Source organism: Rhodococcus sp. IEGM 1241, assembly GCF_033142365.1.
GTDB lineage: Bacteria > Actinomycetota > Actinomycetes > Mycobacteriales > Mycobacteriaceae > Rhodococcus_F > Rhodococcus_F erythropolis.
In genome coordinates this window covers 503,796-529,897 of sequence record NZ_JAWLSE010000004.1, presented here as the reverse complement: position 1 = coordinate 529,897, position 26,102 = coordinate 503,796, and the positions used below count along the sequence as shown (strand labels likewise).

Sequence of the window (26,102 nt, the reverse complement as noted above, 5' to 3'; positions counted from 1 at the left end):
CCCGAGATGGTTCGCATCGAGTGATCGGGGCGTGACGGCCAACACCCGCGAAACCCGCCTGCGAGTCACTCCAGGGCGGCGCATACTCGAAATCATGCGACTGACACATTTTGGCCATTCCTGTGTGCTCGTGGAGTTGAACGGATCGAAAATCCTCTTCGATCCCGGCAACTTCTCGCACGGATTCGAAGGCATCACCGGCCTCGACGCCATCCTCGTGACACATCAACACCCCGATCACGCCGACCCGGCGCGCCTACCCGAACTGGCCGAAGCAAACCCCGACGCGGTGCTGTACAGCGATCCGCAGACGGCTGAGAAGCTCGGTGGGCGCTGGACGGGAGTCCGGCCGGGCGACCGGTTCAGCATCGGCGACGTCGAGGTGACCGGAACCGGCGGAGAGCACGCGATCATCCATCCGGACCTACCGATGATCGACAACACCGCGTTCCTCCTCGGCGACGCCACCAACCCGGCGCAGTTCATGCATCCCGGCGATTCCCTCTACGTCCCCGAACAGAAGGTCGACGTTCTTGCCCTTCCCGCCGCCGCACCGTGGCTCAAGATCTCGGAGGCCATCGACTACCTCCGCGCGGTAGCGCCGCGCGTCGCGGTTCCCATCCATCAAGCGATCATCCGCGACGAAGCCACAGGCATCTTCTACGGTCGCTACTCGGAAATGGCTGCCGACGGTACCGAGTTCCGAGTTCTCGGCGAGGAGTCGAGCGTCGAAGTCGCCTGATTCAGTCCTCACGCACTCACATCGACGATGATCCAGCCGGTGCTCGTCCCACCGGCTGCGTCGGTGAGTGTGTAGAGAATCCTGTCGGTGCCTGTCTTCGTTCCGGCCTCGAACACCACTTCGCCGTTTTCGAGCTTTACGGTGCCACCGAGAAGTGACGTCGCCTCGACCCCGGTTACCTTGATCGAATCTCCGTTGCTGTCATGATCATTCGCGACGGCGTCGACGGTGACTGTGCCACCTGAGCGGACCTGCGCGGTGTCGAGTGCGGCGTACGGCGGGATCGGGCTTGCCGTGTACCGACCGACGTCGTCGAGTCGATCCGAGGCCACGTCCGCGGCATCGACGATGGCAGCAAATTCGGTGCCGTCGAAGCGCGAGAGGTCGTTGCCGTTCATGATGGTCGATCCCTCGGCGCCGCCGCCGTGATAGTCGTCGGCGTAGAAGTTGTGGCCCAACTCGTGGCGGAGGACGCGGCTGAAGTTGCCATCGGGCTCGGCACCGACCTGCGCATAGCTGTGATCGAGTTCGAACCTCGAGTAGTAGGCATTTCCGCCACCGGAAGCGCAGACGACAGTCGCCTGGTCGACGCTCGTCCCGACCTGATCGGACCACAGACCTTCCAACTGGTCGAGGTCTTCACAACTGCTCGAATACGGGTCACTCGCGGCATCGGGCCGAAGGACAACCCGACCCAGGATCGGTCGAATTCCGACGTCTCTGATCCAGATCGCAGCGGTTCGGGCCATTGATTCCTCGGCCCGATCCAGAGCGACGGCGGGACTGCCTGCGCCGTGCGCGGAGTACCACTCGCCACTCAGATCCAATCCCACCACGAACTGCTTCACCGTCTTGCCGACGCTTGCGGCCGAGGCCGACGCGATAGAGGCGGTCGGCCACTTGGGTTTTGCGTCGATCGGCGCCGTGCTGCGACCGACCACGTCGGATCCCACGAACTCGATCGAAGCACCACGATCGAAAATCACCTGCCCGCGCAGTGTTCCGGCGGAGTCGACGATGGCCGAGACGATTGCGTCCGGATGCCCTTCCACACTGCCGATGTACGAACGGGGCGCCGGGATCACCACATCGGTCAGCTCGCCGCCGCTTTCCTGCACGGCCATCGAGAAGTCGGATCCCCGCAGATTCATCTTGTGAAGCCGCAGTGTGAGTTGCTCACCTTCGTCGTCGACAGTTGCGGTGCGGGTGCCTTCGCTCGCACCACCGTCGACACCGCCCGTCGGCAGCGTGTGAACCACGCCGGTCGGAGCGGCAGACGCAACTGCCGGGACGATTGCAGCACAGACGACTGCGCCCACAGCCAGAGCGACAAGACCCTCGGCCGACTTGGAGAACCCTCGTGCGCGCATGGTGAACCTCAACTTCGTCTACTAGCGGCAGATTAACTGCACGCACTGTAGCAGCGAAAAGGTTGGGCGACGCCATACTCGAATTCAACGTCCACTTTATGCGACTTTGACCTAATCGGCCCTACTGCCTGCAAGGAACGGGATAAATGCGAAGAGTCTGCATGCTCGGGCAACCCGGACACACGACACCATCTCGCAGCTATCGAATAGTTGCCAATGACCGAATTCAGGCAGCGCCGAGTTCCTGCGACGGGGAGTTCCATCGGTATACCTGCGAGGTGGCCTCATGAAAAAGCGCGAGGTCCACAGCGTCGAGAACAGCCTGACGTGGGCCCTCGTTTCCCAACTGCTTGGCAGTAATCGACAATCTGACCAGTCCCCCACGCTTGGCGGCGCGCCCAGCTCCGAGAACCAATGCGCGACACCACCACGGCTCGGCCTTGAAGCCCTCGCCGATACCGAAAACCCTTCCCCGCTGCAAGGTTCCACGGGTCAGATCGTGTACTGCGCCGAGGCCTGCCATCGTCCGAAAGCCGGTCTCCGGCAACACCGACATGGCACCAGGCGACGCCACCCAGCGCGGCGGTGCGAACACCCGGGTCCGAAGGCCTGCATGCTCGAGAACCCGATCCGCAGCGAGTAGTCGCAGTTTTGCTTCGTGCTTCGACAGAGTGGCGAACTCGGCTCGACGACGCTTGGTCGCGGCCTGGTCGTAGCCGTGCAGAACGATGGCGTCGCCGTGCTCACGACGCTCACGCAGCCAGGCCGTCGTCACCGCGTCGTCGGCCAGTCGGTATTTGTCCTTCAGTCGCGGCGCCACCAGGAGTGACAGGCGGACACCTCGAGCGTCCATCTCGTCAGCGAATCCGGCAGCGAGATAACATGTCTCGTCTCTGATTCCGGATACCGACACGATCAGTTCTGCGGACATACTCCGATAGTGGCAGCTGTGGGTGAACAGCACACTGCCGCCGGATGATCATCCGGCGGCAGTTTTCAGCGCATCTACTGGCTCTTGGGAAGCTACTAGTTCTTCGGAAGCGCAGCTTCGATCGCGGCGACAACCTCGGGAGCGTCAGGCTCGGTCCGCGGACGGAAGCGGTTGACGACGGTGCCGTCCGGTCCGATCAAGAACTTCTCGAAGTTCCACTGGATGTCGCCCGCAGCGCCTTCGGCGTCGGCAGCCTTGGTGAGTTCGGCGTACAGCGGATGCTGGTTCTCGCCGTTCACCTCGATCTTCTCGAGGAGCGGGAACGTGACGCCGTAGGTAGTGGAGCAGAACGTCTCGATCTCTTCGGCGGTACCCGGTTCCTGCCCCATGAACTGGTTGCACGGGATGCCGATCACGGTCAGACCGCGATCGGCGTACTCGCTGGCCAGCTTCTCGAGCGCCGAGTACTGCGGGGTCAGTCCACACTTGGATGCCACGTTGACCACGAGCACGGCACGGCCGTCGTATTCACCCAACGAGGTGGGCACGCCACCGAGGGTGTTGATCGCGATGTTCTGTACTGGAGTTGTCATAGGTCCAACTTAGCGACTCTTGCCGACTGCCAGTTCTCGCCCACTGCTTGTTCTCACCTACTGCTTGTTCTCACCTACTGCTTGTTCTCACCTACTGCTACTTCGATGCTCCGAGAATGCGATCGAGGTCGTCCAGAACGGTGAGGCCGCCGAGCGGTCCGACGCCGGTGATCCAGTAGGACATGTCGACCAGATGTGGGTTCGGGAAGAATCCGGCGTTGTCCGCCACGGCCTTCGGCATCGTGCTGGCATCGGCCGGTTTCGCGGAGGTGACCAGGATGAGGTCGGCGTTGGCTCCGGAGACGAATTCCGGGGAGAGGTCGACGGAGATCGAGTTCTCCCAGTCGCGTGCGGGAATCGTGAGTCCCGCGCATTCGAGAGTGCTTCCGGCAAACGACGTTGGTCCGTACAGCGTCAGAACGTCGTCGCGTGGGCGGATGAGCTGAGCGGTCTTGCCCTCGGTGCTGTGCTTGCTCGCCACTTCCTCGCAGCGTGCCGTGTAGTCACCGAGCAGTTCGCCTGCCTTATCGGTCTTGTTCAACGCCTCTGCGACGAACTGGACGTTGTCCTGCCACGGATCGGTCTGGGTCGCCATGTAGACGGTCGGCGCGATGGCAGCGAGTTGCTCGTACAGATCACCGTGCCGCGATTCCGTTCCGATGATCAGGTCCGGGCTCAGTGCGACGATCTTCTCGAGGTTCGGTGCCGCGACGGTGCCGACCATCTCGATCTCCGCGGCCTTCTCACCGAGGTACGCCGGAACACCGGTCGTCTCGCTGAGGACCGCGGTGCCCACGGGAATCACGCCCAGCGCTACCGACGTGTCGAGCTGAACCGGCTCGAGCACGACAACTCTCTGCGAATCCATCGGTACGTCCGTGGTTCCGCGGGCATGGGTGACCGCGTGCACGGTGTCGGCGGACTGACTGTCGATATCCGTCTTGTCGTCACTGCCACACGCCGTTGTCGTTGCCACGATGGCGGCGAGGACAAAACCACCCAGCACGTACTTCGCCCGCGAGTTACTGCGTTTCATTCCCGACACTCCTGTTACCGACTGCTTTCGACCGTCACAGCCACGCGTATTCACCACGGCTGAGCAAAGGATTCACCATCCAATAGTCTGGTGAGCCTAACCTACGAGACTGGAGCCTCATCATGTCTTCCCTTCCCTGCCACACCTGCAGCGACGGTGTCCTGGGGAAGGCATCTATGCAGTGCTTTCCGGAATTTGTCGCCAATCCGCAAACCAGTCGACGCCCTCACGCCTGTACACGGCAGTCGTCGACCGTCGGCGAACCGATGGTCGGTCGCTCCGGAATGACACATCTGTGGGTGTTGATCGAGCACCCCGGCCCCTGGCCGGCGTCCGCTCCTGACGACGTTCTCCCCGTCGCACTCACCGAAAAAATCTACGCAGCGCAGGGTCGTATCCGCCTCGTGGTGATCCGGCGGCCCCGCAACCGCCGAGTCCTCACCCCGATGTGCGTACTCGCCTGGACGGACGGCACACGTCAGTGGATGCGGGAAGGGTCGGTCGACCGATACGAGGACCTGTCGGTACTGCCGTTCGAATCGATGGCCACCGGTGTGGAACCCGACTTCGGCCGCTCCCGCACGGAACCGCTCTTCGCAGTCTGCACACATGGAAAGAAGGATGCGTGCTGCGCGGAACTCGGTCGCCCGGTCGTGTCGGCGCTGAACGCGGCACAGATCGCAGATGTGTGGGAATGCAGTCACATCGGCGGAGATCGATTCGCGGCCAACATGATTGCGTGGCCCGCCGCAGTCTATTTCAGCCGACTGGACGGCAACTCCGCGATCGATGCAGCCGAAAAATACCAAGCCGGAGAATTGGAGCTGCTGCACCTGCGCGGCCGAGCGGCACTGTCACAGGCCGCTCAGGCCGCCGAACACGCAGTCCGACGCGTTACCGGCATCGTCGGGACGGACGCACTCGAGAGCGTCACCGAGAGCGTCGACGGAGAACATACGACTGTCGATCTTCGATTGGAGGCGAGAGACTTTCGCGTGGTCGTTCGACCCGGCTCTCCAGGGCAGCCGTTCCGACACGATTGCGGTTCCGGAGGAACTGTCGAATGGAACGGATGGATCGTAGAACACCTTCACGAGCAATCGCACTGACCACTCGATTCCGGTAGAACTGCCCGGCAGGCCATCGAACCGAGATTTGCGCGGACTGACAACACTTCGAATCAGGTCGCGATGAAGGATCGACGCCCCTGGTGATTACAGCTTGCATTCTTCCCATGACCACCGCACTGACGCCGAATGCCGTTTCCCGGTCTGCAGATCCGATCAAGAGTGAGGTCGACTACGAAACACTGGCAGCAAAATTCCGTCCGATCTTCGCGGACATCGCACAAGCCGTCGTCGAACGCGAACGCGATCACGTGCTTCCCTTCCAACAGATCGACGCACTCAAGAAAGCAGGCTTCGGCGCCGTTCGGGTGCCGACAACACACGGTGGATCCGGCGCGAGCATCCCGCAATTGATCCGGTTACTAGTCGAGTTGTCGAGCGCCGATTCCAACATCACCCAGGCACTGCGCGGTCATTTCGCGTTTGTCGAAGACCGACTGGTCGCCGACCCCGGGCCTGAGCGTGACACCTGGCTCCGACGCTTCGCGGAGGGACAGTTGGTCGGCAACGCGTGGACCGAAATCGGCGACGTTGCATTGGGCGAAGCCAACACCAAGGTCTCGCCCGCACCCGATGCCGACCATTTCCTGGCGAACGGGGCAAAGTTCTACAGCACGGGTTCCATTTTCGCCGACTGGATCGACCTGTACTCGCAGCGCACCGACACCGGCGCATTCGTGATCGCCGCAGTCGAAGCGAGACAACCCGGTGTCACACACAGTGACGACTGGAACGGGTTCGGCCAGCAGACGACTGGCTCCGGCTCGTCCGTCTACGAGAACGCAATAGTCCAGCCGGAGAACATCTTCGATTTCTCGACGCGATTCAAATACCAGACCGCGTTCTACCAACTGTTCCATCTCGCTACTCTCGCCGGCATCGCCAAGGCTGCGACAACCGAGATCTCTCGTCGAGTCGCCTCTCGTACTCGAACCTTCAGTCACGGCAACACTCCGAGATACGCGCAGGATTCGCAGATCCAGCAAGTTGTCGGCGAGGTGTCCTCGGCTGCCTTTGCAGCCGAGGCCGTGGCGCTGCACGCAGCACAGTCGTCCCAATGGGCATACGAAGCCGCATTCTCCGGCTCGCCGGAGGAAGAGAAAGCCGCCAACATCGCAGCCGAAATCGATTCGGGGCGAGAGCAAGTCGCCTCGATCGGACTCGTCGTTCCAGCCACGGCCAAGATCTTCGACGCACTCGGCGCTTCCGGAGTGAGCCGCGACCTCGATCTCGATCGGTTCTGGCGCAATGCCCGCACCGTGGCCAGCCACAACCCGGTCGTCTTCAAATCCAAAGTTGTCGGCGACTACGAAATCAACGGAACCGAACCGATTTACGTGTGGGCCATCGGGACTGCACCGACCGAAAAGGATGTACAGGCATGACCGTGACCAGTGAAACCGAAGTCTTCGTCGGCGTTCCCGACACATCCGAAGGCTGGATCGACCGCGCTCGCGAGGTGAGCAACATCCTTGCCGCCGACGCACTCGCCCGCGACCGAGCCGGCGAACCACCGTTTCGAGAAGTTCGGCTGCTCAAGGACAGTGGTCTGGTGACACTGCTGGGTCCGATCGAGTTCGGCGGCGGTGGGCAGCGATGGGAGACCGCCTACAGGGTGGTTCGGGAGATCGCGCGCGCCGACGGCTCCATCGGGCAACTGCTCGGGTATCACTACCTGTGGGCGTGGGCAGCCAGATTGGTCGGAACCGATCCGCAGATCTCCGCTGTCGAGGAGCTGTACACGAGCAACCGATTCTTCTTCGGCGGCGCAGTGAATCCTCGAGATACGGACCTCACCGTCGTGGACCGCGGAGACACCCTGGTGTTCAACGGTGTGAAGTCGTTTTCCACCGGCGGACGAGTCACCGACCTCACGGTGCTCGAAGGAATCATCGACGGAACTGCGACGCATGTGTTCGCTATCGTGCCGACTGCTCAGGACGGCATAGTCTTCCGCGGAGACTGGGACAATCTCGGACAGCGCCTCACCGATTCCGGCAGTGTCGAGATCAACGACGTCGAGGTCGACTGGGCAAGTGCGGCAGGCTTTGTCGACAAGGAATTCCAACCTCTGGTCTACAACACGCTGAACTTCCCCGCGATCGAGATCGTGTTCGCGAACTTCTACCTCGGGATCGCCCGTGGCGCACTGGACACTGCGGCCGAGTACACCCGAACCCGTACGCGTCCATGGCCGTACGGCGGTGACAACCGCGAAATCGCAACCGACGAGTGGTACCTCCGTGAGGGCTACGGCGACTTGCAATCGAAGCTGTGGGCAGCGGAGGCCTTCGTGGATCAGGTCAGCCGTGAGGCCGACGCCGTGCTCCACGACGCTCGCAAAAACCTCACCGAGCAGGCTCGCGGCGACCTCGCCGTACGCATTGCGGCCGCAAAACTTCGCGCCGCCGACGTCTCCTTGGAGATCAGCAACAAGATCTTCGAACTGACCGGTGCCAGAGCCACGTCCAACGATGTCGGCCTGGATATCTACTGGCGCAACATCCGGACGCATACCCTTCACGATCCGCTCGCGTACAAGCGCCGTGAAGTCGGTAGTCGTTTTCTGACCGGCGAGATTCCCGAACCCACCTGGTACACATAGCACCCACGAACAGAAAGAGACCGTCGCACGGTTAGTGCGGCGGTCTCTTTCATCGTTACGACCAGGATCACTGATCGTAGATCGGGTTCCGCGCCTGCTGTGCGGTCAAACGTTCAGCAGAGCGGAAGTATCTAGTGATGGCTCACAAATGACTGCTTGGTGCCGGTCGGAGCCGTTTCGAGTTTGTGCTGCTCTTCTTCGTCCTCGTCGTCGAGCATCGTGGCTTCGTTGAACGGAATCTTCCCGTCGAGCACCTCGATGACGCGTTCCTTGTCGATCGTCTTGGTCCACGCGCCGACCAGGAGAGTCGCGACCGCATTGCCCGAGAAGTTGGTGATCGCTCGCGCTTCCGACATGAAGCGGTCGATTCCGACGATGAGTCCGACGCCGTCGAGAAGCTCGGGGCGATGGCTCTGCAGTCCACCGGCCAGCGTGGCCAGACCGGCGCCGCTGACTCCCGCAGCGCCCTTGGAGGCGATGATCATGAACACCAGCAGCGAGAGCTGTTCACCGAAGGCGAGCGGCTGTCCCATGGCGTCGGCGATGAAGATCGAGGCCATCGTCAGGTAGATCGCGGTGCCGTCGAGGTTGAACGAGTAGCCGGTGGGAACGACGATGCCCACCGTGGTGCGCTCGACGCCGACGTGCTCCATCTTGGCGATCAGACGCGGCAGTGCCGATTCGGAGGATGACGTGGCGAAGATGAGCAGGTACTCACGGGCCAAGTACTTGACCAGCTTGAAGATGTTGAATCCGGTGACGGCGCGCAGCAGCGTTCCTAGAACACCGAAGACGAAGATCAGGCAGGTCAGGTAGAAGCCGATCATCAGGGTTCCGAGCTGGACGACGGCGTTCAAACCGGTCTGGCCGACGACGCTGGCGATGGCGCCGAAAGCACCGATCGGGGCGAGCCAGAGAATCATCGTCAGGATCTTGAACACGAGCTTCTGGATGTATCCGACGGCCTTGAGAATCGGCTCACCCGACTTGCCGAGCGACTGGATCGCGAAGCCGACCAGAAGGGCGACGAACAGAGTCTGCAGCACGCTGCCGGCGGTGAGGGAGGACAGCATCGACGTCGGAATGATGGACGCGATGAAGTCCCAGGTACCGCCCGCGCTGTGGGCCTGATCTGCAAGCTTGGCCACGGAGGCCGCGTTGGGCGTGATGTTCAGGCCGCTGCCCGGGTTGAGCAGGTTGCCGACGCCCAGGCCGATCGCGAGTGCGATGGTGGACATCCCGATGAAGTAGGCGAGTGCGAGGCCGCCGACCTTGCCGACCTTGGCCGCAGCTCGAACCGAGCCGATGCCGAGCACGATGGTGCAGAAGATGACCGGGCTGATCATCATCTTGATCAGGCTGACGAACAACGTGCCGAGTACACCGACGGACTTACCGAACTCGGGTGCGAGCCAACCGACGAGGATGCCGCCGATAACCGCGACGATGACGCTCATGTAGAGCCAATGCGTCTTGTCGCGCTTTGCCTTGGTGCCCTCGGGCTGTGGGGAACCGTCTACTGTCCCTGTTGCCGTGCTGCTCATGGGGTGTCCTTTGGATCGGATATCTGTGAAGTGATCGGGATCACTTCGAGTCGTGGAGAATTCTTGTTGCAAACAGGTGGGCCCGGAAGTTTGTGTTCATTACGTTCAGGAGGCGCTCGATGGTCGAACGAAAGACCGGCCGACGTATGAGCGTCGCCAGGCAGATCCTGCTCCTGCAATTGGCGTTGTTGGCGCTGGTCATCGGCGTGGGGGCCGCGCTCGCAGTTGTCGACGAACGCCGAGACAGCGACGACGCGATCCGCAGGCAGGTGAGCTCGATAGCGCAGACTCTCGCCCTGTCGGATTCGACGGCGGCAGCCCTGACGAGCCCGGACCCGACCGCGATTCTGCAACCACAGACCGAGAAAATACGACAGGCAACCGGCGTCGATTTCATCGTGGTGATGGCGCCGGATCGCACTCGATTCACCCACACGAGCCCGGAGCTGATCGGTCAACTGTTCAACGGAAACATTGACCGCGCACTCGCCGGCGTGACCTTCACGGAGACGTACGCCGGGTCGCTGGGGCCGTCGATCCGCGCAGTCACTCCTGTCTACGATTCCGGCGGAACCCTGGTCGGTCTGGTTTCTGCCGGTGTCACCCGAGAGCAGATCAGCAAGCAGTTCGCCCAAAGTGTTCCGGTCATCCTGTTCGTTGCCGGCGGCGGTCTTCTTGCCGCCCTCCTGAGTTCACTTCTGGTGAGCCGACGCATCAGGCGACAGACCCTGGGAATGGCTCCGGACGAACTGCGCACCATGTACGAGCACCACGACGCCGTACTGCACAGCATCGGTGAGGGTTTGGTGGTGATCGGGCAAGGCCGAAGCAAAGACGCGAGAGTGGACATCGTCAACGACGAAGCACGTCGCCTCCTCGATCTACCGGACGGGCCCGTGCCACTTTCATCCATCCCCGAGACCATGCGGGTCGACGACGCCTCTCCCGCGAAGGATCAAGTGCACCTCACCGACAAGCGTGTGCTGGTGGTCAACCAACACCCGGTTGAGTGGGAGGGCAACAGTATTGGCACCGTGCTGACAATTCGCGATCACACCGAACTTCAGAACGTACTCGGGGAATTGGATTCGGTACGAAGTTTTGCCGAGTCGCTTCGATCGCAAGCCCACGAGAGCGCAAATCGTCTGCACACGATCATCACGATGGTCGAGTTGGGGCGAAACGAGGACGCAGTGGCCTTCGCCACCAACGAATTGCGGGTGTCCCAACAGCTGATCGATCGTCTGATGAATGCGGTCCACGAGCCGGCGCTGGCCGCACTACTGCTCGGGAAAATGAGCGAAGCGACCGAACGCGGGGTCGACCTGACCATCACGGAAGACACCGCGCTCGGTCCGGTTCCTTCGCTCAATGCACGCGAGTTGGTCACGCTGGTCGGCAATCTCGTGGACAATGCTATTGACGCATCGCGCGCGAGCGAGTCTCCGTGGGTGGAAGTGACGGTAATGGAAGAGGATTCGATGATGGTTGTTGCCGTCGCCGACAGCGGCCCGGGAATGACACCCGAAGCACTCGAAAAGGCCAAGGGCCGTGGCTACTCCACAAAATCCGGCTCTCGCGGACTCGGTCTCGCACTGGTCTCTCAAGTTGTGAAACGGCACGGCGGCACGCTCACCAGCGAGCCGGCGATGGGCTCAATGCTGGTTGTCCGTATCCCGCTGCGCGAGGCGGAAGCACCGCGATGATCCGTGTACTGATAGTCGACGACGAACCGTTGATCGCGCAGGCACACCGTTCCTACGTCGAGCGTGTGCCGGAATTCGTGGTCCACGGCGTGGTTCATTCCGGGAACGCCGCCGTGCGTGCAGTTACGGCGGCCAATGCCACCGACCAGCCCATCGACCTGGTCCTGCTCGACATCGGGTTGCCCGACGCCAGCGGTCTCGACGTGGCTTCCGCCCTCGGCGGGTTGCGGCCCAGTCCGGACATCATCGCGGTTACCTCGGCGCGCGATCTGGAGGTGGTCCGAAGCGCCGTGGCTCGCGGGATCGTCCTCTATCTTCTCAAGCCGTTCACTTTCGCAGCATTCCGCGACAAGCTCGAGCGCTACCTCGAATATCGTGCAGCACTTCCCGCTGGAGAGTCTGCGGTCAGTCAACACGACATCGACCGCGCGATGTCCGCACTACGAACGTCCGACGATCGCGCAGCGGCACCGAAAGGCTTTGCGTCTCAAACACTCGGACTCGTCGCAGCGTCTGTCCGGGATTCTGAAGGACCGGTGACCGCTGCAGAGGTGGCAGCATCGGTCGGCGTGTCCCGGGTGACGGCCTGGCGCTACCTGGAAAAGCTGGCAGACGACGGCATGCTCACCCGGGAGACCGAGTACGGGCGCGCTGGGCGCCCTCAGGTTCGTTACCGCAGAACCTGATTGACACAGAAGCTAGTTTGCGCCAACCGTGTCGAGAACCCAGGCGAACTCGAATGCGACCTCTTTCCACTTCTCGTACCGACCGCTGACACCGCCGTGTCCGGCGCTCATCTCGGTCTTGAGAAGTAGCGGAGCATCACCGGTCTTGGTGGCGCGCAGTTTTGCGACCCACTTGGCCGGCTCCACGTACAGAACACGGGTGTCGTTGATGCTCGTGATCGCAAGAATGGCGGGATAGTCCTTGGCTTCCACGTTCTCGTACGGGCTGTACGAGCGCATGTAGTCGTAGACGTCCTTGTTGTGCAGCGGATCTCCCCATTCGTCCCACTCGATGACCGTCAACGGCAGCGACGGATCGAGAATCGACGTCAGCGGGTCGACAAACGGAACATTGGCGAGAATGCCGGCAAACAGTTCCGGAGCGAGGTTGGCGACAGCCCCCATCAGCAATCCACCCGCACTACCGCCGTCGGCAACCATCCGATCAGCGGCGGTGACACCGGTGTCGATCAAATGCTTTGCGCACGAGACAAAATCGGTGAAAGTGTTCTTCTTCGTGAGCGTCTTGCCGTTTTCGTACCAGTGACGACCCATCTCGCCGCCGCCGCGCACGTGTGCGACCACGAAGACGACGCCGCGATCGAGCAACGACAAGCGGGCAACCGAGAACGACGGGTCGATGCTCGCCTCGTAGGAACCGTAGCCGTACAACAGCAGCGGCGCGGGACCTTCCGGCGCACCTACGCGCCTCACGATCGAGAGCGGAATGCGGGTTCCGTCGTCGGCCACTGCCCAGTCGCGACGCTGCTCGTAATTACTCGCATCGAAGTCACCGAGAACAGGCTGCGACTTGCGCAGTGCCAGTTCACCACTGGCGACGTAGTAGTCGTACACCTGCCCGGGAGTGATGAACGACGTGAAGCCGAGTCGGATGGTGGGCTGCGCCCATTCCGGATTGGACCCCATACCGATGCTGAAGAGTTCTTCGTCGAAGTCGATTTCGTGACGCTCGCCGTAGCCGTCATCCGTCAACGGCCACACGGCAACCCGAGTGAGCGCCTCGCGGCGGTAGCTCAGGACGAGGTGTCCGGCAAAAGCTTCGGCTTCTTCCAGACGAACGTCTGCGCTGTGCTCGATCAGCGTCGTCATGTTTGTCGGATCCGACACGGGAGCTTCCACCAACACGAAGTTCTCGGCCTTGACTCCGTCCACGACGTCGTTGTGGAGGATCAGGAAGCGGTCCTCTCCCCCGATCACCGCGTGTTCAGCGCCGTACTCGACGCCCTCGCGACGCGGGATGATGACGCGGAAGTCGCCTTCCGGGTTCGCCGATTCCAGCATCCAGCCTTCGCTGGTCACCTTGGAACCGACCCAGATCATCAGGTACTTCTCACTGCGGGTAGACCCCACCGAAACCCAGTACCGCTCGTCGGGCTCGTGGAACACCGAAACATCTTGACTCTGCGGCGTTCCCAGCTTGTGACGCCACACGGTGTCCGGACGCCAGGAATCGTCGACCGTCATGTAGAAGACGTGACTGTGGTCGATCGCCCAGGTGGCGCCAGGCGCGGTATCGGGAATCTCGTCGGCGAGCATCTCACCGGTCTCGAGGTTCTTGAACCGCAAGGTGTACCGCTCGTCGCCGACGATGTCCACCGAGTACGCGAGCAACGTGCCGTCCTCGCTGATGGAGAACGCGCCGAGCGAAAAGAACTCGTGCCCTTCGGCTTCGACGTTGCCGTCCATGAGGATCTGCTCGCCCGCCAGCTCGACGCCGGGCGTCAGGTTGGGCGGAGTCCAGTCGTCTTCACCGGCGATGGGGCACCGGCACTGGACGGTGTACGACTTGCCTTCCACGCTGCGCGAGTAGTACCACCACTTACCCATGCGAGTGGGCACCGACATGTCGGTTTCCTGCGTCCGCGACTTGATCTCCTGGAAGATCTTCTCGCGCAACGGCTCGAGCGCGGCCGTCTGCTCGTCGGTGTACGCGTTTTCGGCTTCGAGGTATGCGACGACCTCGGCGTTGTCCTTGTCCCGCAGCCACTCGTAGTCATCGACGAACGTGTGTCCGTGATGGGTACGTTCGGCGGGGACCTTCTTTGCGACCGGCGGGATCAGGCTCATGCGCTGGGACCGACCCAATCGTCGAAGGACAGACCGGAAATGCGCTCGTACGCCTCGATGTAGCGCGCCCGAGTCGCGTCGACGATCTCCTGCGGCAACGGCGGCGGTGTCGTGTCCGAGCTACGGTCCCAGCCGGATTCGGGGCTCGTGAGCCAGTCGCGCACGAACTGCTTGTCGAAACTGGGCTGCACCTTGCCCGCTTCGTAGCCTTCGAGAGGCCAGTAGCGCGACGAGTCGGGGGTGAGCACCTCGTCGGCGAGCACGAGGTTTCCACCGGAGTCGAGACCGAATTCGAGCTTGGTGTCCGCAAGGATGATTCCGCGATCGGCCGCGAAGTTGGAGGCGCGGGCATAAACGTCGAGAGTGTCCTCGCGAAGCTGCACTGCCAGCTTCTGGCCGACCTTCTCCACTACCTGATCGAAGCTGATGTTCTCGTCGTGATCCCCGAGAGCTGCCTTGGACGCCGGGGTGAAGATCGGGTCGGGCAGCCGCGACGCCTCGACGAGGCCCTCGGGCAACGCGACGCCGCACACTGCGCCGGTGTTGTTGTAGTCGACCAGGCCGGAGCCGGTGAGGAAGCCACGAACGACGCATTCGACGGGAACCATGTCGAGGGAGCGCACCACGAGAGCGCGGCCGAGAACCTCTTCCGGGATGCGATCGTCGTCGGGCTCGCCGGCCAGGTGGTTGGTGCCACCGAGGACGTTGAAGAAGAACACGCTCATCGCGGTGAGCACGCGACCCTTGTCCGGGATCGGCGTGCTGAGCACGTGGTCGTAGGCCGAGATCCGATCACTCGCGACAAGCAGCAGATGCTCGTCGTCGATCGTGTAAAGGTCACGGACCTTGCCACCGGCCAGATGAGTGTAGGAATCAAGTGTAGGACGCACCCGGTCACCCTATCGGGCGTTCGCAGTTCGTACAGAACCCCGGTAGCCGGGACAGGTAAGCGTCCTCGCCGTTCGGAGAGCTGTCCGCCCTGCTCATCCGGATATGCAGGTGGCCCCTCGCCAGCAGGCGAGAGGCCACCGTCACAGTCGATGAACTACTGGTTTGCGGGCAGCTTCGACAGGCCCTCGTCGATCGAGTCCAGCGTCAGAAGAGCCGTCTGATAGGTCGCGGCCAACGAATGCTGGACCTGGACGACGTTGCCGGCCTTCACTGCGGGCAATTCCTTCCACAGCTCGGAATTGACCAGCTCCTGCAACTGCGGAGACATCGAGCCGTCGGCGTTGAGGCCGTAGACGATCACGTCGACATTTCCGAGATTTTCGCCGATCTTCTCGATGGATACCTGTTCGACGTGGATGTCGGCGGGGTCTGCGGGGGTGCCGGGGAACTGCAGTCCGAGTCCGTCGAAGAGATTGGTCGTGTACGAAGACGCGTACTCGCGTGAGAAGGTGCCGGCCTCGGGCTTGCAGACGTTGCACACGCCGCCGAAGGTCAACGAGCCGAGCTTGTCCTTGTACTTCGCGGCCAGTTCGGCGGTTTTGGCGTCGTAGTCGTCCTTGAACTCGCCGTAGGTGTCGGAGACATTCGCGGCATCGGCGAACTGCTCGCCCAGCACTCGCCAATCAGCAGGAACCGTCGGTCCCAGGAAGACGACGGGAGCGGCCGCCTTGAGCTGCGCCATGTCCAGCTGGCTTTCGACACGAGCGGGAACACCCATGATGATCAGATCGGGCTCGGCAGCGACGATTCCCTCGTAGTTGAGCTGGGAGACGTTGCCGTCGGGCGCGACCTTCGGCAGAGCTTCGTAAGCGGCCTTGGTCTTGTCGTCCATGTTGCCGAGTTCACGGGTCCACTCACATACTGCTGCCAGGTTCGCTCCCGCCTGAATCAGCGGCAGAACTGCGTATCCGCAGGCCACGATCCGCTGCGGGTCGCTCGGGATCTCGATGGATCCGTTCTGTGCCTCGAAGACACGGGTCTGCGAGCTCGCGGCTGTCGTCGACGATTCGGACGACGCCTCCTCGGAGTTGCTGCAGCCGGCGACGCCGACCGCCAGCGCAGCTGCTGCGCCGATCACCACTGCGCGGCGAAACCACGACAGACCTTGAACCCGCATGTTGAACTCCATCTGAACGCACCGGACTGCTCCGGAATTGATTTGGTGAGGCTAACCAATATCAGGGCACTGGACCTTTACACAAACACAGGTCCCGAGGAATGAACTGCGCCTCCCGAGTCACTCACGCTCACAGCAGCACGCCTCCCACTGAGAGGGAGCAAAGCAAGATTCCTCTCGAATCGGACACGCGAACTCGCTACCTTGCCTTCGCGATACCTCATCGACCAGCCACTCTCTCCGCTCGACGAAGGGCTCACACATGTCCCGATCCACGCGCACGTGCTCGCTACGGTCTGCCGCGGCCATTGCGTTGACCAGCAGCTTTCTCATCACCGGTTTCGGCGCCTCGATCGCGCACGCCGAACCTGCCCCCTCGGCTCCACAGTTCGGCTCACTGGATTTCGGATCCAGCAACTTCGGCAGTGCCGAGCAAACCCCAGATGCTCCGCGGCTGACCGGGATCGACAATTTCCGCGACGTCGCAGGCACCGGCGCCGGATACTCGGGAACTCTCGGTCTGCCCGTGAACAAGGGAGTCTTCTACCGCGCGAACGCGATCACGCCCAAGGGCGATGACATGAGCATTCTCGAAAAGCTGGGACTGACAAAGGTTTACGATCTGCGCACGGAACCCGAGATCGCCAGCAAGCCGGATGTCCTGCCCAACGGGGTTGCGTACGAGAACATTCCGATCCTGTCCGGGAACATCGCCGAGATGGTCGCGAAGATCAAGTCCCCCGATGACTCACGATCGATGATGCAGGACATGAACCGCGCCTTCGTCACCGGAGCGACGGAGCGAGCCGGGTTCGCACAGTTGCTCACGGGCCTCGCGGAAACCGAAGGCGCACAGGTCTTCCATTGCACTGCAGGTAAAGACCGCACCGGCTGGACGTCGTTTCTGCTGCTGAGCATCGCCGGTGTCGACCGCTCAGTGATCATGAATGACTACTTGCTGACCAACGAATACACAGCCGAAGGCATGAAGGCCACGCGCGCGGGCATCGCGGCGAGCCTGGGCGAACAGATGGCCGTCAACATGGAGCCCCTGTTGGGTGTCGAGGCAAGCTATCTCGATGCCGGCCTCGCCCAGTTGGACCTGACCTACGGGTCGGTCGATCGTTACCTGACCGAGGGCTTGGGTCTGAGTCCGGCGACCGTCATGACGCTCAAAGCCAAACTGCTGGGCTGAGCGACCCAGCTGCCCCGGGTTCGACGAGGGGTCGAACCCGGGGCACGTGGAATTTCTCTGCCCGCGCCGTGCCGGATGCGCCGCAGCGTCCCGTGCGTCAGCGCGATACGGCGATCACGTTGTTTCGGTACGCCCAGATGACGATCTGCACACGGGTGCGCACCTGCAGCTTCTTGCAGATGTTGCTGATGTGCGACTTCACCGTGCTCTGCTCGAGGCTGAGAGAATCTGCGATGTCGTTGTTTCCCAAGCCTTGTGACAGCAACTGCACCACATCCATTTCACGCGCGCTGAGACCGTGATCCGATCCGGAGCGCGCCGTGGACATCGGTGCCGGCTTGCGCCTCGCGAACTCCACGATCAGTCTCGACGTCAATCTCGGAGAGAGCACCGAGCCACCCTCGGCCACGGTCAGCACTGCCGACGAGAGCTCCTCGGGATCGGCGTCTTTGAGCAGGAACCCTGCGGCGCCACTGTCGAGCGCCTCGAAAACGTACTCGTCGAGATCGAACGTGGTGATCACGACGACGCGGGTCGCCGGAAACTCGGCAAGGACCTCCCTGGTCGCGGTCAACCCGTCACCGTGAGGCATTCGGATATCCATCAGTACGACGTCCGGACGCAGTGCACGCACCTGCTCGTACGCCTCGACTCCCGTCTTGGCATGCCCGACGACGCGAATCTCGGGGTGACCGGAGAGAAACAGTTCGAACCCCTGCCGTACCACCTGCTGGTCGTCTGCAATAAGGACATCGATCATGCGTTGATCCTCCCGTTCACCGGCACCAGTGCCTGCACAGCCCACTCACCTTCCGAATTCGGTCCGGCGTCCAGTTGACCACCCATGAGCGTCGCGCGTTCGCGCATTCCCACAATTCCGAGGTTTTGCCCGTCGGAGGACGGGCGAGCATTCCCGAGCGTATTGATCACCCGGACTCGCACCGCACCGGCTTCTCGGCTCAGACATACCTTGGACTCGCTACCCGGCGCATGGCGAAGGACGTTCGACAACGCCTCCTGCACGATGCGGTAACACGTCAGCTGGACTCCGCTGTCCAGGTCGTCGAAGCGGCCGACCTTCTCGAGCGAGATCGACGAGATGGTGCGCCTGCAGTCGTCCACCAACTCGTCGATGTCGGAGACCATAGGCGTCGGGAAATCGGGGTCTTCCTCACCCAGACGGAGGATCCCCACGATCTGCCGCAAGCTGTTGAGGGCCCGCTGCCCCTGCTCGATGACGCCGCCCAGAAGGGCTTGCGCTTGTTCTGGATTGCTCGAGAAGAACTTGTCGGCGGCACGGGCCTGGATGATCATGCCGGTCATGTGGTGAGCCGCGACGTCGTGCAACTCACGTGCCATGTCCTGCCGTTCGGCGACAACGGCATTCGCAATCTTGCGTTCGCGGTCCCGGTGCAGATCCGCTACCGCCTGACTGTTCTCCATTGCTTGCTTTCGCAGACGCGCGACGATCTTTCCCATGGCGGCGACGACCAGAAAACTCGTGACGGTGTTTGCCGCCGGTTCGAGGAACAGGTGGGGCAACTCCCCCACCTGAACCTCTGCGACCGTCAGCCCGTCCCGCTCGGTGAGATACATCGCCAAGATCACGTCCATCGCCATTCCGAGGACCAGCAGTCCGACCAGGCGCATGCCGCTCACCCGGATGGACACTGCCATGATCGCGAACCAGAAAAGCGGCGTGGCCCCCAGCGATCGACTCCCGAGGAAGAGCATCAATCCGCCGGATCCTGCCAACGTCAGGAGGTAGTACGCGATCGGGTACCGCCGGCGCGCACACGCCACCACGGTCAACACCGTCAGGAAACCCATGATGCCGACGACGGTTCCCGGATCGCTCAGCACTCGATTGCTCGTCTCGGGTTCAGTCTTGAGACTGGCGAGACCGAACACCCACGGCACACTCAGCACGCCGACGATCACGGCCGCCGTGGCCGGGTTGTTCAGGTTGAAACGTCCCCACCCTCGCGATGCCAGGGCTTGCCCCGAGACATTCTGACCAGCCGAGTCGAACATCCACTCCCCATTCCGCATCCGATGATTGACGTTCATGGTGGCATGCGCGCACCACTTGGTCCCACATTCGACGAACGTGAAGGGAATGTTCGATTCTCGGCTACAACCAAAGGACTAGTTCGGGGTGAAAGCACTAGTACTTATGGATCAGCTGAACTGCTCGACCAACCGGTTCACCATGTTGGTTGCGCTGTAGTAGTCGAGACGGAAGGTATCGAGCCCCACGGCATAGACATGGTGATCACGAATTGCCGGATGCTGCGCCAACAGGGGAAGTGCCTCGACCGCTTTCACCGCACCGTCGTCGGCGCTGACCAAGATCAGGGTGTTGCCCGCGATACCGTCGTAGAGGTTCTCGGCCGAGACCTGAATGATGTCCTTGCGCTTACCCATGGATTCACTGCTCTTCGCAGACTCGGGAATGTCGGCGACCGTGAAACCCATCGCCGTGAGCAACTTCGCCTGCCCGGACTCGTGCGTCCAGATATTGGCGCCGCTGCCGTCCTCGTAGTAGACGAGCGCGGTGGTCGGCTGCGGGGGAAGTGTGATCTCGGCCTTCGCTGCCTCTACTGCGCTGTCGAATTTCGCGACCGTGGCCGCTGCGTTGTCTTCGAGACCTGTCGCTTCACCCAGCACGGCGGCCACTTCCTGCCAACTACTTCCGCCGTAGTCCACCACGATTGTCGGAGCGATGGCCGTGAACTGTTCGTACAGATCGACGACGGAGTCACCTCCAGTCGCCGAGACGACGATGAGGTCCGGGTTCTGGGCCAGAACGGATTCTGCGTTCGCTCCGCCCATCGGCAGCACTGCGAGTCCACGTTCTCGAGCTATGTCGCCCCACTGTGTGAACAACCCCTGCGCATCCGATACGTCGGTGTTCGGTCCCGTCGATGCGGTAGCCACCACCGGAGCGTCGATCGACAACAGCGTGCCCGTCAGCGTCACACTGGTCGAGACGATCCTCTCCGGCTTCGACGTGATCTCCACCGGCCCCTTCGGCGTTTCCACCGTGCGGGGCCAATTACCCTGCGATGCAGCCGAATCAGCACCGGAATCGGCATCCGCAGAACTACATCCGGCGAGAGCGAACCCTGCCACCAAGACTGCGGAGAGCACCTTCAAGGCGCGCGATTTTTTCATTGTGACGCCCACTGGCGGACCACTCCTCGAATTCAAAAGCCCATGAAATTAGGTTAGGCTGCGCTCATGCTAACTCAGGCGGTGACAGAATTGTCCGCTTCCCTCGCGGCCTCGCCCGACATCGACACCTTCTGGAACCGGATAGTGCAACAAGGCACACCGATCATCGAAAGTGTTGATACACAGACTGTTCGAGTAACTTTCCTCTGGCGACAGCCCGAGGAGACGGAAGTCGAGCGCGTCTACCTCGACGCAAATTCGTTGACCGACCATCACGCGGAACAACTCAGCGTGATGCAACGGGTCGGCGAGAGTCCGGTGTGGTTCTACGCCGCCGAAGTCTCGAACACCTGGCGTAGCAGTTACAGCATCATCCCGGTGCCGAAGTCCGTAGTCGACGAATTCGACTATCCGGGAGCAGGCAAGGAAGACTCGACCCGCCGCACCCGCTGGTTGGGGTTGCTCGAACACCGAATTGCCGACCCACTCAATCCGCTCTCCGCAGGCGTGAACACAAGGCGTTCCGTCGCCGAGATGCCCTCGGCGCCGGTCCAGTTCGGTTGGGATGCTCCAGTTTTCAGGAAGTCGATACAGCTCACCTGGGCCAGTTCGACGTTGGACGTCGAGCGGCCGGTGTGGATCTACGAGACCGTGGACGACGGATTGACACCGCTCGAAGAACGGCCGCTCGTGATACTTCTCGACGGGCGCCACTGGGCCGAGGTCATGCCAGCAGGTGCCGCATTCGATCGTGCAGTCCAGACCGGCAAACTGAAGTCCTGCGTTCTGCTGGCCATTGATTCCGTTGACAATCAACGTCGTTCGAAGGAATTGCCGTGCAACCGCGACTACTGGAGTGCAGTCGTCGACGAACTACTTCCACAGGTGCGCGCCGTCGCACCCTTCTCGTCTGATCGAACGCGAACGGTGGTGTCAGGGCAGAGTTTCGGCGGCCTGGCCTCGATGTTCGCAGCACTCGAATTCCCCGAACACTTCGCGCTGGTCGCCAGCGGGTCCGGTTCATTCTGGTGGCCGACAGGCTTGAAGCGCGGCGAGGACGGTCCGCCGGGTGGAGACATCGCCGCACGCATCGAGCGCGATGGCGTGCCGGACGGTTTACGCGTTGTCCTCGAAGTAGGTAGGCACGAGTCCGACATGGTCGGGCACAGCGCAGCGGTCGCACAGGCGTTGGAAGCTGCCGGAGCGCAAGTGTCGTATCGGATCTTCGACGGCGGCCACGACTGGTTGTGCTGGCGCAGTGTCCTTCTGGACTCCGTTGTCGAACTGATCGGCAGCCCCTGAAACTGGCCGGTACCGCTAGTTCAGTGCACCGCGAATGACGGCAGCCGTGCTGTCGAGAACTGCCCGATTGGGCGTGCGAGGTAGTGCACGCAGGCCGAAGCCGTCGCCGCGATTTCGCGGAATGACGTGCAGATGAACATGGAAGACTTCCTGCCCCGCAACAGCTCCGTCGGAGAGATGCAGATTCACTCCGTCGACCGGGAGAGGTCCGGTACGCATCGCTGCGGCGATCTTCTGTGCGACAGCAAAGATCCTGGCACCGTCGTCGGAATCGAGCGTGGACAATCCACTGGCGTGGCGCTTCGGCACGACCAGGAGATGGCCGGATGTGAACGGCCGAATATCCATGAAGGCAAGGACATTCGCGTCGTCGTAGACGACGCTGGCCTCGGCCTCACCGGCGATGATGGAACAGAAGATGCAGTTCATGCTCTTCGACCCTGTGCGCCTTTTCGGTGGTGGTGACTACCGAAAAGGCGCACGGGGGCGTAGCCCTTACAGAATCGGCGACGGCGCATACGCCGCAGCTTCGGGGTTGGCGTCGACAAGCTTCTGCACCTCGGCGACAACGGCGTCGACCTGAGCAGACGCGGCGCCGACAAAGGCCGCCTTGTCGGCCAGAGCCTCGTCGAGGGCGGCGCGGTCGAGCGGCAAACGGTCGTCGGCGGCAAGGCGATCGAGCAGGTCGGGCTCCTTGCCTTCCTCACGCATCGCCAGCGCAACTGCGACGGCGTTCTCCTTGATCGCCTCGTGGGCGGTCTCGCGTCCGACGCCCGCGCGCACCGCTGCCATGAGAACGCGGGTCGTGGCGAGGAACGGCAGGTAGCGCGTCAGTTCCTTCTCGATGACGGCCGGGTACGCGCCCATCTCGATCAGCACGGTCAGGAAGGTCTCGAACATGCCGTCGATCGCGAAGAACGCGTCCGGCAGAGCGACGCGACGCACGACGGAGCAGAAGACGTCGCCTTCGTTCCACTGTGCACCCGCAAGCTCGGCTGCCATGGAGCCGTAGCCGCGCAGGATCACCTGAAGTCCGTTGACTCGCTCGCACGAGCGGGTGTTCATCTTGTGCGGCATCGCCGAGCTGCCGACCTGGCCGGGCTGGAAGCCTTCGGTGACCAGCTCATGGCCGGCCATCAGGCGGATCGTGTGTGCAAACGACGACGGGCCCGCGCCGACCTGGACGAGCGCGGAGATGACGTCGTGGTCGAGGGAACGCGGGTACACCTGGCCGACGCTGGTCAGTACGTGGGCGAATCCGAGGTGCTCCGCGACCTTCGCTTCGAGCTGCTCGAGCTTGGCCGCATCGCCGTCGAGGAGGTCGAGCATGTCCTGAGCGGTACCCATCGGGCCCTTGATCCCACGCAGCGGGTAGCGGTCGATCAGCTGACGCAGACGTGTCAGTGCAACGAGAAGCTCGTCGGCCGCGGAAGCGAAACGCTTGCCCAAGGTGGTGGCCTGAGCTGCGACGTTGTGCGAGCGGCCGGCCATCACGATGGACGAGTACTCGGCAGCGCGCTCACCCAGACGGGCGGCGACGGCGATACCGTGGTTGTAGACGTGTTCGAGAGAACGCACGATCTGCAGCTGCTCGACGTTCTCGGTGAGGTCACGGCTGGTCATGCCCTTGTGGACCTGCTCGTGTCCGGCGAGTGCATTGAATTCCTCGATGCGTGCCTTCACGTCGTGGCGGGTGACCCGCTCGCGGTCCGCGATGGACGCCAGGTCGACGTTGTCGATGACGCGCTCGTAGTCGTCGATGGCGTCGGCCGGAATGTCGATGCCCAGCTCTGCCTGCGCACGCAACACCGCCACCCACAATTGACGCTCGAGCACGATCTTGTACTCGGGAGACCACAGAGCAACAAGCTCCGGGCTGGCGTATCGGTTGGCAAGGACATTCGGGATGCGGCTCACGAGGCCTCAGTCTAACGGTGGCCGAGCAGTGCTGTTACCCCCGAGCTAGAGCAGCTGTCACCCCCGAGCTAGACGACCGGCGGCGCCATCACGTCGATCGATTCCAAGAGCATTCCTCTGGCCAACCCGCGTGGATCCGGGTCGTACTCCCCGAGCGCCGTGATCATCGCGCCGTCGACCATCGCGACAAGACGGCGCAATTGCCCCTCGGGAGCCGTTCGGCCCGAGCGTCGAAGCGCATCGGTCAACAGGTCGTCGAGCTGGGCGCGTAGGCGCAACTGCACGTCACGAAGCGCGGGATGACGGGCACATGCCACAAATCGTTCGTAGCGCGAGATCAATCGTTCGCGGCTCTCCGGCCGCTTCTCTTCGTCTCCGAGCAGCAGCTCGACCAAAAGTTCGACGGTTGATTCCGCGCCCCGCCGACGTTGGGTCACCGCAGCCACTCTGGCGCGCATCGCTTCCATGTCGGCGTTGCCGTTGAGCTCGACGGCACACGCGATCAGATCGTCGAGTGAGTCGAAGTAATAGGTCGTCGAAGCCAGAGGAAGGTCGGCCCTGGTTGCCACCGCTCGGTGACGAACGGCGTCGAACCCGCCCTCCAGCAAAAGTTCAGCAGCGGACGCCACCAGAGCTTGGCGACGTCGTTCACCCTTGGGCGTAGCTGCAGAAGACACCACGACATCGTGCCAGCAGAGGGCACCTCCGCATGGCGAAACAGCTCGAAGACCCTGCTGTTTGTTACCCGAGCCACTTTTCGAGGCGGGTCAGCGCCTCCTGGATGTCGGCTGTCGCGCCCGCGAACGAAAGTCTGACCATCCGGTTTCCGTGGACGGTGTCGAAATCGATTCCGGGTGCCAACGCGACCCCGGTATCTGTCAGCAACCGGGCACACCACGCGGTGGCGCCCTCGTCGCCACACAGATGGCCGATATCCGCGTAGACGTAGAACGCACCGTCGGCGGGAGCCAGCTCGGTGATGCCCAGTTTCGGCAACCCGGTCAACAGCAGTTCACGATTGACGGCGTACCGCTGAACGTGCCCGTCCAACTCGACCTTCGCCTCGTCCGAGAACGCCTCGATGGCGGCGTACTGAGAGATCGCGGGCGGACACACCGTCATGTTCGACGCGAGTCTCTGCAGCGGGCGCCGCAGGTACGTCGGCACCAACATCCACCCGAGCCGCCAACCCGTCATCGAGAAGTACTTGGACACCGAGCCGATCACAACGGATTCGCGTGAGGTCTCCCAGGCGCTCGACGTGTGCTGATCGCCGTATCCGATGCCGTGGTAGATCTCGTCCGAGATCAGAAGGGTGCCGTGCTGCTCGCACCACGTCGCCAACGCAGCGAGCTCCTCGGGCGAGATCACCGTGCCCGTCGGATTTGCCGGGCTGGCGACGATCAGACCGGCAGGCGGCGACGGCAAGGCCTCGAGCATGTCCACCGTCGGCTGATATCGGGTTGCCGGCCCGCAGTCGAGTTCGACGACGTTGCAGCCGAGAGCGGCAAGGGTGTTGCGGTAGGCGGGATATCCGGGGCGAGCGACCACCACGGTGTCGCCCTCGTCGAACGCGGCCAGGAAAAGCAAGGTGAACGCCCCGGACGAACCTGTCGTCACCACCACGTCTTCGGCGTCGACGGCTATTCCCGATCGCTCGCTGTGGCAGCGCGCAATAGCTTCGCGTAGCGGCAGGATCCCGAAAGTCTCGGTATACCCGAGTAGTTCGGTGCCGAGGATCTCGCGCGTCGCACGTAGCACCGGTGCCGGCGCGGGGGTCGACGGTTGACCGGCAGCCAACGTCAGAACGTCACCGTGCGTCCGCTGACGTTCGGTCGCGGCCTTCCATACATCCATGACATGGAAGGTCTGGATATCTGATCGACGAGATTCTGAGCGCACACCCCGACGGTAGCCGAACCACACTTCCGTGAGAAACGACGACCATCCATTGTGACGATCCGACAGATTCAGGT

The 26,102-nt window shown here is 62.4% G+C and carries 23 protein-coding genes; 8 read left to right on the top strand and 15 right to left on the bottom strand.

Annotation, left to right across the window (positions count from 1 at the left end; genetic code table 11):
* Positions 1-94 precede the first annotated feature (94 nt).
* Positions 95-742 carry an MBL fold metallo-hydrolase gene (locus tag R4P70_RS20775; protein WP_029254557.1) on the top strand — a complete coding sequence of 216 codons (648 nt, stop codon included), beginning with the start codon at positions 95-97 and terminating at the stop codon, positions 740-742.
* A gap of 8 nt (positions 743-750) precedes the next feature.
* Here the strand turns inward: R4P70_RS20775 and R4P70_RS20770 are convergent, their stop codons facing one another.
* The 4 genes from R4P70_RS20770 to R4P70_RS20755 all read right to left on the bottom strand — a co-directional run bounded on the left by R4P70_RS20770 (position 751) and on the right by R4P70_RS20755 (position 4,672).
* Positions 751-2,112, bottom strand: a complete 1,362-nt coding sequence (locus R4P70_RS20770) for an Ig-like domain-containing protein (RefSeq protein WP_317831481.1) — start codon at positions 2,110-2,112, stop codon at positions 751-753.
* Between the two features lie 226 nt (positions 2,113-2,338).
* Entirely contained in the window at positions 2,339-3,043 is a 705-nt protein-coding gene (locus tag R4P70_RS20765; protein WP_019747074.1) for a DUF2334 domain-containing protein, read from the bottom strand.
* A gap of 95 nt (positions 3,044-3,138) precedes the next feature.
* The gene (locus R4P70_RS20760) at positions 3,139-3,636 is read right to left on the bottom strand and encodes a glutathione peroxidase (RefSeq protein WP_003945816.1); all 498 of its coding nucleotides are present in this window, start codon (positions 3,634-3,636) and stop codon (positions 3,139-3,141) included.
* A 97-nt stretch (positions 3,637-3,733) separates the two neighbouring features.
* The gene (locus tag R4P70_RS20755; protein WP_317831479.1) at positions 3,734-4,672 is read right to left on the bottom strand and encodes an iron-siderophore ABC transporter substrate-binding protein; all 939 of its coding nucleotides are present in this window, start codon (positions 4,670-4,672) and stop codon (positions 3,734-3,736) included.
* Positions 4,673-4,794: 122 nt separating this feature from the next.
* On the opposite strand from R4P70_RS20755, the gene R4P70_RS20750 reads away from it, so the two are divergent.
* The 3 genes from R4P70_RS20750 (at position 4,795) to R4P70_RS20740 (ending at position 8,404) form a co-directional block, all read left to right on the top strand.
* Positions 4,795-5,781 (top strand): sucrase ferredoxin, encoded by a 987-nt coding sequence (locus tag R4P70_RS20750; protein WP_317831477.1) that lies wholly within the window; start codon positions 4,795-4,797, stop codon positions 5,779-5,781.
* 125 nt (positions 5,782-5,906) lie between these two features.
* The gene (locus R4P70_RS20745; RefSeq protein WP_317831475.1) at positions 5,907-7,184 is read left to right on the top strand and encodes an acyl-CoA dehydrogenase family protein; all 1,278 of its coding nucleotides are present in this window, start codon (positions 5,907-5,909) and stop codon (positions 7,182-7,184) included.
* On the top strand, positions 7,181-8,404 hold the full coding sequence (locus tag R4P70_RS20740; RefSeq protein ID WP_317831473.1) for an acyl-CoA dehydrogenase family protein: 1,224 nt from the start codon (positions 7,181-7,183) through the stop codon (positions 8,402-8,404). Before R4P70_RS20745 ends, R4P70_RS20740 begins: the two co-directional genes overlap by 4 nt.
* Before the next feature lie 131 nt (positions 8,405-8,535).
* Here the strand turns inward: R4P70_RS20740 and R4P70_RS20735 are convergent, their stop codons facing one another.
* Positions 8,536-9,948: a C4-dicarboxylate transporter DctA gene (locus R4P70_RS20735; protein WP_003945501.1), complete on the bottom strand. Its 1,413-nt coding sequence runs from the start codon at positions 9,946-9,948 to the stop codon at positions 8,536-8,538.
* 119 nt (positions 9,949-10,067) lie between these two features.
* On the opposite strand from R4P70_RS20735, the gene R4P70_RS20730 reads away from it, so the two are divergent.
* The gene (locus R4P70_RS20730; RefSeq protein WP_308371996.1) at positions 10,068-11,654 is read left to right on the top strand and encodes a sensor histidine kinase; all 1,587 of its coding nucleotides are present in this window, start codon (positions 10,068-10,070) and stop codon (positions 11,652-11,654) included.
* Positions 11,651-12,340: a response regulator gene (locus tag R4P70_RS20725; protein ID WP_003945570.1), complete on the top strand. Its 690-nt coding sequence runs from the start codon at positions 11,651-11,653 to the stop codon at positions 12,338-12,340. The genes R4P70_RS20730 and R4P70_RS20725 overlap by 4 nt, the downstream gene beginning before the upstream one ends.
* Before the next feature lie 12 nt (positions 12,341-12,352).
* Here R4P70_RS20725 and R4P70_RS20720 read toward each other — a convergent pair whose 3' ends face one another.
* The 3 genes from R4P70_RS20720 to R4P70_RS20710 form a co-directional block, all read right to left on the bottom strand.
* Positions 12,353-14,467: a S9 family peptidase gene (locus tag R4P70_RS20720; protein ID WP_019747068.1), complete on the bottom strand. Its 2,115-nt coding sequence runs from the start codon at positions 14,465-14,467 to the stop codon at positions 12,353-12,355.
* On the bottom strand, positions 14,464-15,357 hold the full coding sequence (locus R4P70_RS20715) for a phosphoribosylaminoimidazolesuccinocarboxamide synthase (protein ID WP_019747067.1): 894 nt from the start codon (positions 15,355-15,357) through the stop codon (positions 14,464-14,466). The genes R4P70_RS20720 and R4P70_RS20715 overlap by 4 nt, the downstream gene beginning before the upstream one ends.
* A 155-nt stretch (positions 15,358-15,512) precedes the next feature.
* Positions 15,513-16,547: an ABC transporter substrate-binding protein gene (locus tag R4P70_RS20710; protein WP_020906369.1), complete on the bottom strand. Its 1,035-nt coding sequence runs from the start codon at positions 16,545-16,547 to the stop codon at positions 15,513-15,515.
* Between the two features lie 250 nt (positions 16,548-16,797).
* On the opposite strand from R4P70_RS20710, the gene R4P70_RS20705 reads away from it, so the two are divergent.
* A complete protein-coding gene (locus tag R4P70_RS20705; RefSeq protein WP_021342988.1) occupies positions 16,798-17,730 on the top strand; it encodes a tyrosine-protein phosphatase in 933 nt (310 codons plus the stop codon).
* A gap of 97 nt (positions 17,731-17,827) precedes the next feature.
* On the opposite strand, the gene R4P70_RS20700 is transcribed toward R4P70_RS20705, so the two are convergent.
* The 3 genes from R4P70_RS20700 to fepB all read right to left on the bottom strand — a co-directional run bounded on the left by R4P70_RS20700 (position 17,828) and on the right by fepB (position 20,907).
* Positions 17,828-18,490, bottom strand: coding sequence for a response regulator transcription factor (locus R4P70_RS20700; RefSeq protein ID WP_019747064.1), 663 nt, complete (start codon positions 18,488-18,490; stop codon positions 17,828-17,830).
* Complete coding sequence (locus R4P70_RS20695) at positions 18,487-19,800, bottom strand: sensor histidine kinase (protein ID WP_317831465.1); 1,314 nt, start codon at positions 19,798-19,800, stop codon at positions 18,487-18,489. Before R4P70_RS20695 ends, R4P70_RS20700 begins: the two co-directional genes overlap by 4 nt.
* Before the next feature lie 111 nt (positions 19,801-19,911).
* Complete coding sequence (gene fepB, locus R4P70_RS20690; protein ID WP_317831463.1) at positions 19,912-20,907, bottom strand: Fe2+-enterobactin ABC transporter substrate-binding protein; 996 nt, start codon at positions 20,905-20,907, stop codon at positions 19,912-19,914.
* A 66-nt stretch (positions 20,908-20,973) separates the two neighbouring features.
* On the opposite strand from fepB, the gene fes reads away from it, so the two are divergent.
* Positions 20,974-22,209, top strand: coding sequence for an enterochelin esterase (gene fes / locus R4P70_RS20685; protein WP_214500057.1), 1,236 nt, complete (start codon positions 20,974-20,976; stop codon positions 22,207-22,209).
* 15 nt (positions 22,210-22,224) lie between these two features.
* Here fes and R4P70_RS20680 read toward each other — a convergent pair whose 3' ends face one another.
* The 4 genes from R4P70_RS20680 to R4P70_RS20665 form a co-directional block, all read right to left on the bottom strand.
* Positions 22,225-22,638, bottom strand: coding sequence for an HIT family protein (locus R4P70_RS20680; RefSeq protein ID WP_047889106.1), 414 nt, complete (start codon positions 22,636-22,638; stop codon positions 22,225-22,227).
* 66 nt (positions 22,639-22,704) lie between these two features.
* Complete coding sequence (purB, locus tag R4P70_RS20675; RefSeq protein WP_019747059.1) at positions 22,705-24,126, bottom strand: adenylosuccinate lyase; 1,422 nt, start codon at positions 24,124-24,126, stop codon at positions 22,705-22,707.
* A gap of 68 nt (positions 24,127-24,194) precedes the next feature.
* Complete coding sequence (locus R4P70_RS20670) at positions 24,195-24,803, bottom strand: TetR/AcrR family transcriptional regulator (RefSeq protein ID WP_024487531.1); 609 nt, start codon at positions 24,801-24,803, stop codon at positions 24,195-24,197.
* A gap of 64 nt (positions 24,804-24,867) precedes the next feature.
* Positions 24,868-26,028: a pyridoxal phosphate-dependent aminotransferase gene (locus R4P70_RS20665; RefSeq protein WP_317831457.1), complete on the bottom strand. Its 1,161-nt coding sequence runs from the start codon at positions 26,026-26,028 to the stop codon at positions 24,868-24,870.
* Positions 26,029-26,102 lie beyond the last annotated feature (74 nt).